The following is a 5,008-nucleotide window of genomic DNA, read 5'->3' on the forward strand; positions in this document are numbered from 1 at the left end:
GGGTATCGCCCATGCCCACAGGACAGCGCGAACGCGCGACCGGCCGCAGGCGAACACCGCAATCTGAAACAGGGGTCGCCTCACGTGGCGACCCACGACCTCAAAACCAGATCACTAGGGCCTGTCCGGCGGCACAACAGCCCGGAAATTCCTTCGACTTGCGTACAACCCCCCTAGTCGATCAAGAGTCTGAAAACGGGTACGGCGTGGCGCCGTGCCCGTTTTCCCTGGGGGGTTTACTTGCAGCACCGTATGTCCGGGCGCCGGCTGGCCGCCGCGCTGCTCACGCTGTCCACGGTCACCGCGGTGACCGGCACGCTCGTCACCGTCCCGGCCGTCGCCGCCGCCACCGCCGAGGGCCAGTGCGCACCGACCGCACCCGGCCTGCTGCCCGTCGCCGACGAGGTCGTCTCCACCGGTGCGTACGGCTCCGTCACGAGCTGCACGGACGAGACCGGCAGCACCGCGCTGACCTGGCACAAGACCGACGGCACGGTGTCGCCGCTGTCCGGGCCGAACGCCTACGACTCGACCTCCGACTACATGCTGACGGGCGACGGCAGCGTCTTCACCGCGTACAATCCGGCGACCTCGTCGTACGTCAGCCTCAACATCGGTCTGGTCGGCTCCGACGCCCGCCTCGTCGGCGCGGCCGGCCCCGTCCTGTACGTGAGCGCGGCCGCGGCGAGCGGCCAGGGCCGCGAGCTCTGGCAGCTGGAGAACGCGAACGGCGTCGTCCGCAAGACGAAGCTCACCAACACCGTCAACAACGACGTCTTCGACTGGACCGAGACCGACCACAAGATCGTCGCGGTGGGCAAGGACGCCCGCGGCGGCCGTGTCGTGCTCGCCCTCATCAAGGGCTTCCGCGACACCGGCGTCGGCGGGCCGAGCCCGTTCGCCGTGCGCGCCCTGATCCCCGTGAGCACCGGGAGCGCCATCCCCCAGGAGTGGACCAACAGCCCCGGCGGCTTCTGGGACGAGGCTTCGACGGGCGCCCTCACCCCCACGTGGGAGGCGATCGTCACCACCTCGACGGCGACCGGGGGCGACCGCCAGATCTCGACGCACCTGCTCGGCACGAACACCCGCGCGAACATCCCGCTGACCGGCGAGCTGAGCGGTGCCGTCGTCGCGGGCATCGTCGGGGACACGATCCTGTACGGCACCCCGGGCACGGCCCTCGCGGACACCACCGCCCGTCCGCTCTACGCGCGCAGCCTCACGGACACCGCGGCGCAGCCGTACAAGGTCCTGGACCACTTCTCCAGCGTGGCCCACGCCCCGGACGGCTCCCTGCTCGTCCGCGGCTACAGCGCCCAGGGCGACGGGCTCTACCGGATCCAGGGCGGGGCCGGCGGCGCCGTCCCGGACGTGACCCTCACGGCGGGCACCGGCCGGGCGCTGGGCGTCCAGGTGACCGCGTCCAAGGTCCCCACCTCGGTCGACCTGGAGAAGGCGGGCACGACCGTCCCCATGGAGTGGACGCTGTCCCGGTCCGACGCCACCGTGGACCTGAACCTGGTGAACACACGCACCGGCAAGCAGCTCACCAAGCGCCTGACCCAGCCTTCCTCGGGCAGCCGCTTCACCTACACCTGGGACGGCGTCCTGGACGGCATCAGCGCGCCGAACGGCGACTACGCCTGGTCGGTCACCGCGACGTCGAACGACGGTCTGGGCGCCCCCGCGCACGCCGGCGGCACCTTCCGGGTCCAGCGCCAGGCCAACGCGCACGACCTCAACGACAACGGCTCGACCGACGTCATCGCCCGGGACTCCGCGGGCGCCCTGTGGCGCGACGACCTCTTCGACTGGCCGGTCGGCGGCCAGGCCAAGACCGCCCGCCGCACGAAGATCGGCACGGGCTGGCAGACCTACAAGCAGATCGAGGCCGTCGGCGACATCGCGGGCTCCTCCCACGGCGACTACATCGCCCTGGACGGCTCCGGCACCCTCTACCACTACCTCGGCAAGGGCGACGGCACCCTCGCCCCGCGCGTGAGGATCGGCGGCGGCTGGGGCGGCTACAAGCAGCTCACCGGCGGCTCCGACCTGAACAACGACGGCCGCGCGGACCTCCTCGCCACCGACGCCTCCGGCGTCCTGTGGCTCTACAAGGGCACCGGCTCCTCCACCGCCCCCTTCGCCGCGCGCGTCCGCGTCGGCGGCGGCTGGGGCGCCTACAACCAGATCACCGCCACCGGCAACATCGCCGGCGGCGCCGCCGGAGACCTCGTCGCCCGCGACACCGCGGGCGTCCTCTGGCTGTACCTCGGCAGGGGCGACGGCACCTTCGCCGCCCGCACCAGGATCGGTTCCGGCTGGGGTGCCTTCTCGCAGCTCGTCGGCGCGGGCGACGTCACCAACGACGGCCGCCCCGACCTGATCGCGTACGGGGCGGGCGGCACGTACGTCTACCAGTCCACGGGCTCGTACACGGCGCCGTTCAGCCGCCAGACGACCAACCTGTACGCGGGCGAAGGCACGAAGTTCAACAGCGTCTCCTGAACTTCCCGACCCGTACGACCCGCTGCACCGGGGAGCGCCCTTCGACGGCGCGCCCCGTTCCTTCCCCCTCCTCACGAAGGACCGACCACGTGCACACCCGTACCTCCGCGTCCCGGCGCCGGCTCGCCGCCGCCGTGACCGCCGTCCTCGCCGTCACGGCGGGCGCGGCCCTCACCGCCACCACCCCGGCCACGGCGGCCCCCGCGGCCGTCCAGGCCCCGGTCGGGGCCGCCGACACCGTCGGCGTCATCGCCGACGACGCCCACCTCGTCAGCACGGGCAGCACCGGCTACCTCACCCGCCGGACCAGCTCCACCTACGTGAACACGTACTACTGGACGAACTTCGCCGACGGCACGACGAAGGCCCTGGACCCGGCCTACGTGTACGACGGCGGGCGCTCGGACTTCGTCGTGGCGCACAAGCCGACGGAGACGCGCTACGAGCTGCTCGACATGGCCCACCAGGACGCCGCGCCGATCGGTCTGACGTACGGCGACGGGAACTACTCCCTCGCGGGCGTGGCCGGCGAGACCCTGGTCATGGCGTACTACGACCGCAACCGCGTGAACGCGCTCGACGCATTCCTCATGACCCGCCCGGGCAACTGGTCGACCTCGCCGACCACCCGCGACCTGGCGCTGCCGGTCGCGGCGCACAACCTGCGGGTCGCGGCCACCACCCCCGACACGGCGCTGATCCAGTACCAGACGGGCCTCAACACCGAGACCGAGTACTTCCTCGCCACCGTCGAGCTCTCCACCGGCACGATCACCCAGACCGTCCCCGTCGGCACCAGGCCGCCCCGGAACGGCATCCACCTGACGGCCACCCAGGTCGCCTGGGTCTCCAAGCCGACGGACACCACCGCCGAGCTGGTGACCGTGCCGCGCATCGGGGAGGGACAGCGGACGACGATCCCGCTGGGCGACACCTACCCCGGCACCCAGCTCGACGCGGCCGTCGTGGGCGGCTGGGCCGTGACGACCGAGAAGGGCGGCGGCACCGCCGCGTACCCCTCCTCCCAGTTCCCGCTGATCGCCCGCTCCCTCGGCAACCCGTCCGCCACGGTCAAGCTCCTCGACCACGTCGACTCCATGACCTCGGCCCCCGACGGTTCGCAGCTCGTGCGCGGCGGCTCGCTGACGGGCGGCGGCGAGGGCGTCTACCGGATCGCGACCGGCGCGGGCGGCACCCCGGAGGCCACGCTCGTCTCGACGGCCGGCAAGAAGACGGAGCTCGCCTTCGCCTCGGCCCCGGGCGTCCCGGCCACGGTCGACCTCGACGCGAGCGGCGGCAACGCCACCTTCTCCTGGGCCCTGAACCGGCCCAACGCCCAGGGCACCGTGACCCTGCGGCACACCGCCACCGGCAAGACGACGCAGCTGACCTGGTCCGGCTACGACGGCCCCATCCACGACACCGGCGTCGTCACCTTCCACTGGAACGGCCTGCTCGCCCCGGCCCTCGGCGGCGTGGCCGGCTTCGCGCCGAGCGGCGACTACACCTGGGAGTTCAAGGCGAAGCCGCTCAACGGCATCGGCCCCGACCTGGTGAAGACGGGCACGTTCAAGATCCTGCGCAAGGCGGGCCTGCACGACTACACGAACAACGGCAGCGCGGACCTCCTGGCCCGCGATTCCTCCGGCCGCCTCTTCCGCGACGACACGGTCAAGGTGACGTCCTCGCAGGAGGTCTACTCGAACGAGCGCGTGCAGATCGGCACCGGCTGGCAGATCTACAACCAGCTGGAGGCCGTCGGCAACATCGCGGGCGCCCCGGCCGCCGACCTCGTCGCCCGCGACGCCTCCGGCATCCTCTGGCAGTACCTCGGCAAGGGCGACGGCACGTTCGCGGCGCGTACGAGGATCGGCTCCGGCTGGAACGCGTACAACAAGATCACCGGCGGCAGCGACCTGAACGGCGACGGCCGCTCCGACCTCCTGGCCACCGACACCTCGGGCGTCCTGTGGCTCTACAAGGGCACCGGCAACTGGGCGGCCCCCTACGCGGCCCGCGTCCGGGTCGGCGGCGGCTGGGGCACGTACAACCAGATCACCGCCGTCGGCGACATCGCGGGCAGCGCCTCCGGCGACCTCGTCGCCCGCGACACCGCGGGCATCCTCTGGCTCTACCAGGGCACGGGCGCGGGCACCTTCTCGGCGCGCGTCCGCATCGGCTCCGGCTGGGGCGCGTACACCTCCCTCGTCGGTGCCGGCGACGTCGACCGCGACGGCCGCAACGACCTGTACGCGACCGGCCCCTCCGGCTCCCGCCTCTACGCGGGCACGGGCAACGCGACGACCCCGTTCAAGCCGGCGTCCTTCACGGGCGTCCACGCGGACGCGGCCCGGTTCAACGCGATCTTCTGATCATCTTCTGATCGCGTACAACCATTTCCGACCCTCGGGAGTCCTGGGGGGGGGGGGGGGGGGGGGGGCGGGCGGGGGCGGGCGGGGGGGGGGAAACGTTGAGTTCCCCCCTACCCCCCGCGCCC

General features: G+C 72.4%; 2 protein-coding genes. Both read left to right on the plus strand.

The genetic code is table 11. The features are described 5' to 3' along the window. The first annotated feature begins 240 nt into the window (after positions 1 to 240). The gene (locus ACZ7HT_RS11390) at positions 241 to 2,511 is read left to right on the plus strand and encodes an FG-GAP repeat domain-containing protein (RefSeq protein WP_471163121.1); all 2,271 of its coding nucleotides are present in this window, start codon (positions 241 to 243) and stop codon (positions 2,509 to 2,511) included. 89 nt (positions 2,512 to 2,600) lie between these two features. After that, positions 2,601 to 4,883: an FG-GAP repeat domain-containing protein gene (locus ACZ7HT_RS11395; RefSeq protein ID WP_471163124.1), complete on the plus strand. Its 2,283-nt coding sequence runs from the start codon at positions 2,601 to 2,603 to the stop codon at positions 4,881 to 4,883. The last annotated feature ends 125 nt before the right edge of the window (positions 4,884 to 5,008 follow it).

Source organism: Streptomyces sp. NPDC037410, from assembly GCF_055602235.1.